A 3731-nucleotide genomic window follows, 5' to 3' on the forward strand; every position below is an offset into this window, starting at 1 on the left:
CCACCAGCTATTTCCCGAATCCGTTTTCCAGTAGCGGTGCATAGATCCAGCCCGTCTGTCTTCGGCCGGCCAGTCCGATCCTGACCCACTTTCCCGACCGGTCGAGTTCGACCAGCGGTGTGCCGCGCGTCAACGTAGCGACGATGGGATAGCCGGTCCCTGGACCCTTGCGTATGTTCGCTTCGTCACCCTTGACCTTGGCGGGGGCCCCGTAAAGCGTCCACTCGCGCTCGAGAGCGTCCAGCAACTCGGGTGCCGGGTCGTTCATCGTCGTTGCCAGCCGGACCCGCAACCAGTCTCCTGCGTCCTCGTGTCCGAGGCGCGCGGCACGCAGATAATACGCTAGCGCGTTGTCGGGCCCCGAGCGACCATCCAGTTCGAGAAGCAGGGCGAGCTGGTACAGCGCATCCCGGTTGCCGTTGTTTCCCGAGCGCGTCCACCACTGTTTCGCCTCCTCGTCGTTGATCGCCATACCGTAACCGTTGTGATACATCCAGCCCAGCAGGTACTGCGCGCGGTTGTCGTTCTGTTCGGCCAGCGGGCGCAGGATGCAGTAGGCCTCCGCATAGTTGCCCGCCTGCATGGACTTGCGGGCCTCCTCGTACGTCCTGGTGTCGGAAGCGCTGCACATCGTCGCCGCCGCCAGCGACAGGGTCACGACCAGAACGATGAACGGCACGCGCATTTTATCGGCAGTATGGATCGTGCCCGTAAAGTGACTCGTAGCCTGGATGGAGCGGCAGCGCAATCCAGGATTCCTTTCTCATTCGCCGCGTCCCTGGCCCAGGATTCCGATATCACGACATCCAGGCGACACCCTCGAGGGAGAAGGCGCTAATCGGTCCCTCCCCCCTGGTAGGGGGGGGGTCAGTTGGGGGGTCGAGATGCCCGAGTGGCATCGTGCCTGCCCCGGGCTCCCACACCCATCCCTGCCCTCCCCCTCAAGGGGGAAGGAGCGAAGAAATCGCTTACCTCATTCGGCCTATGCCGCCTTCGCAGCCGCCGCGGCCCTGCCGGACTCGATCGACGCGCCGCTTTTCGCAAGCACGTCTTCCAGCGCGTTGAGGCAATACAGGACGTTGTCCAGGTTGCTCGTGTAGCCCATGAGACCGATGCGCCAGATCTTGCCCGCCAGCGGCCCTAGTCCAGCGCCGATCTCGAGGTTGAATTCGTTGAGGAGCACCGAACGGACCGCGGCCTCGTCGACCCCATCCGGAACACGCACCGCGTTCAACTGCGGCAGACGATAGGGCTCCTCGACCAGGTACTCGATGCCCAGGGCCTCGAGCCCCGCCTTCAGCGCGAGGTGATTGCGGCGGTGGCGCGCCCAGGCCGGCGCCAGGCCCTCCTCGCGCAGCAGCACGAGCGCCTCGTGCAACGCGTACAGCGCGTTGACCGGCGCGGTGTGGTGATAGGCACGTTTGGCGCCCCCGCCCCAGTAGGACATCACCAGGTTCAGGTCCATGAACCAGCTCTGCACCTTCGATTTCCGCGTGCGGATCTTGTCGGTGGCGCGGCCATTGAAGCTGACCGGCGAGATTCCGGGCGGGGCGGAGAGGCATTTCTGGGTCCCGGAGTAGATCGCGTCGATGCCCCATTCGTCGACCTTCAAGGGTGTGCCGCCCAGCGAGGTCACGGCATCCACGATGGCCAGGCAGTCGTGCCGGTGAGCCAGCGCGGTCAGCGTCTCGGCGTCCGACTGGGCGCCCGTCGAAGTCTCGGCGTGGACGAATGCGACGATGCGGGCGTCCGTGTTCGCCTTCAGGGCGTCCTCCATCCGGTTCGGATCGACAGGCCGCCCCCAGTCGTGGTCTACCATGACCGCCGTACCGCCGCAGCGCTCGACGTTCTCCCGCATACGCTCGCTGAACACACCGTTGCGGCCGATGACCACCTTCTCGCCCGGCTCCACCAGATTGACGAAGCAGGTCTCCATGCCCGCCGATCCCGGAGCCGATACCGGCAGTGTGAGTGCGTTCTCCGTCTGGAAGGCGTACTGCAGCAGCTCCTTGACCTCATCCATCATGCCCACGAAGGCCGGATCCAGGTGACCAATGGTCGGGCGCGACATGGCGGCAAGTATCCGCGGATCGACGTTGGAGGGACCGGGTCCCATCAGGATACGTTCGGGCGGGAAGAAGGACGAGTTTCCCATTTCTGGCAAGGCTCCGTAGAATGATCGCAAAGCGCCGGAGTATAGGCGAAACGGGATGGCCAACCAAGCAGCCGCCTCTCGATCCCCCGGCAGAAACCCCGGATAATTCATGCCTTTTCCACTTTTCACGCTAAGGAGTTCCGACACTTGGACAAGATTCAATTTTCAGCCGAACTGGTGACCGCGCTGCAGAAAGCCCTCGCGGATAACGACGACCGCGCAAGGGATCCATTCATCGCGATACAGTACCTCGCCGCCGTGATCGGATTCATGGTGGGCCGGGAACCGCTCCCGAGCGAACGCAAGCTGGAGGTAAACGACGAACTGTGCGCGCTGATGAAGCATGTGCTGGAAGACGTCGACGGATCCCGGCAACGCCAGACACCGCAAGCCGAGGCCTTCGGGATCTGGAAGCCGGGCGCGTAGCCACGGGTATCCCGAGGGCCGAACATGAGGCTCGGCGAGCGGGAACGAACCGTCATCCGCGACGCTGTCCGGGCGTGTTTCGGGGAGGACGCGGTCGTGTATCTGTATGGTTCGCGCACGGACGACGCGCGGCGCGGTGGCGATATCGATCTGTATATCGAGACAAGCTTGCCGTTCGGGGAGGCCTTTGACTCGAGGACCAGACTTGCCCTGGAGCTGCAGGAACGTCTGGGTGAGCAGAAGATCGACATCCTGGTGCGCTACGCCGGTATGGAGGGCGATCCCGCCGCGATTTACCGTGTCGCGAGAGAGAACGGAATACGGATATGAGTCCCGATGTCACCCTGGGGAGTGCAAAGTCCGAATTCGATCGTAACCTCTATCACCTCGGCCGTTACGCCAACCGGCTGCGGGCGTTGAACCTCGAACGCCACGATGCCTTCGCCGAGCTCGATGACACCACCATCGAAGCGATCGACCTGTTCGTTTTGCGGTTCCTCAAGAGCGTGGATGCGTCCACCAGACGGCTGTTTCCTGCGATTCTCCGGGACCAGGAAGAATACGACGAAGGCATGGCGCTGATCGACGTGCTCAACCGGCTGGAAAAGCTGGGATGGATCACCGAGGCGGAACGATGGCGCACCGCGCGTGAGCGGCGAAATCAGTTGACCCATGAATATCCGGATGCCCCCCGGATTCGTGTCGCGATACTGGAAGCTGCGCTTGAACTGGAGCGCTCTATCCAGTCCGATGGCAGAAAGATCCTGACCCGGTTGGGCGCCTGACGCCTGTCATCACAGACGCGGTCGGTAGACGAACGAGAGGGTCGCCCCTCCGTGCAAGTGGCGACAGGGTTGTGGCTCATATGCGCGTGATGTAATGTGCATGCATGCACAGAACACAGATTCTCCTCGAAGAGTGGCAATACGAAACCCTGCGGTCCCGGGCCGAACGGGAGGGGCGGAGCCTGTCTGATCTGGTCCGCGAGTTATTGCGGGTTGCGCTTGAAGATTCCGGCTCGAGAACGAGTTCGCGTCTGGATGCCATGGAGGGGATCGGAGAAGACACGGCCTCGTATGGTGAGAACCACGATCGATACCTGTACGGCGCCAGGGATGAGGATTGATGGAGCGGTTGTTCGTCGACACCA

6 protein-coding genes are annotated in these 3731 nt (G+C 62.9%); 4 read left to right on the forward strand and 2 right to left on the reverse strand.

All coding sequences use genetic code 11. The annotated features are described in order from the left end of the window. Positions 1 to 7 precede the first annotated feature (7 nt). Entirely contained in the window at positions 8 to 679 is a 672-nt protein-coding gene (locus LJE91_17665) for an SH3 domain-containing protein (GenBank protein MCG6870490.1), read from the reverse strand. 303 nt (positions 680 to 982) lie between these two features. Further along, the gene (locus LJE91_17670; GenBank protein MCG6870491.1) at positions 983 to 2155 is read right to left on the reverse strand and encodes an alanine--glyoxylate aminotransferase family protein; all 1173 of its coding nucleotides are present in this window, start codon (positions 2153 to 2155) and stop codon (positions 983 to 985) included. 147 nt (positions 2156 to 2302) lie between these two features. Between LJE91_17670 and LJE91_17675 the strand changes: the two genes are divergently transcribed. The 4 genes from LJE91_17675 (at position 2303) to LJE91_17690 (ending at position 3707) form a co-directional block, all read left to right on the forward strand. Next, the gene (locus LJE91_17675; GenBank protein ID MCG6870492.1) at positions 2303 to 2581 is read left to right on the forward strand and encodes a hypothetical protein; all 279 of its coding nucleotides are present in this window, start codon (positions 2303 to 2305) and stop codon (positions 2579 to 2581) included. A 24-nt stretch (positions 2582 to 2605) separates the two neighbouring features. After that, a complete protein-coding gene (locus LJE91_17680) occupies positions 2606 to 2911 on the forward strand; it encodes a nucleotidyltransferase domain-containing protein (protein ID MCG6870493.1) in 306 nt (101 codons plus the stop codon). Then, positions 2908 to 3366: a hypothetical protein gene (locus tag LJE91_17685; protein ID MCG6870494.1), complete on the forward strand. Its 459-nt coding sequence runs from the start codon at positions 2908 to 2910 to the stop codon at positions 3364 to 3366. The genes LJE91_17680 and LJE91_17685 overlap by 4 nt, the downstream gene beginning before the upstream one ends. Positions 3367 to 3470: 104 nt before the next feature. Next, positions 3471 to 3707 (forward strand): ribbon-helix-helix protein, CopG family, encoded by a 237-nt coding sequence (locus LJE91_17690; protein ID MCG6870495.1) that lies wholly within the window; start codon positions 3471 to 3473, stop codon positions 3705 to 3707. The last annotated feature ends 24 nt before the right edge of the window (positions 3708 to 3731 follow it).

It is taken from the genome of Gammaproteobacteria bacterium, from assembly GCA_022340215.1.
Lineage (GTDB): Bacteria > Pseudomonadota > Gammaproteobacteria > JAJDOJ01 > JAJDOJ01 > JAJDOJ01.

Bases quoted from the DNA above. Each gene is read 5' to 3' on its own strand.
- LJE91_17670 (MCG6870491.1), bottom strand. From the start codon at position 2,155: ATGGGAAACTCGTCCTTCTTCCCGCCCGAACGTATCCTGATGGGACCC.
- LJE91_17680 (MCG6870493.1), top strand. From the start codon at position 2,606: ATGAGGCTCGGCGAGCGGGAACGAACCGTCATCCGCGACGCTGTCCGG.
- LJE91_17685 (MCG6870494.1), top strand. From the start codon at position 2,908: ATGAGTCCCGATGTCACCCTGGGGAGTGCAAAGTCCGAATTCGATCGT.
- LJE91_17690 (MCG6870495.1), top strand. From the start codon at position 3,471: ATGCACAGAACACAGATTCTCCTCGAAGAGTGGCAATACGAAACCCTG.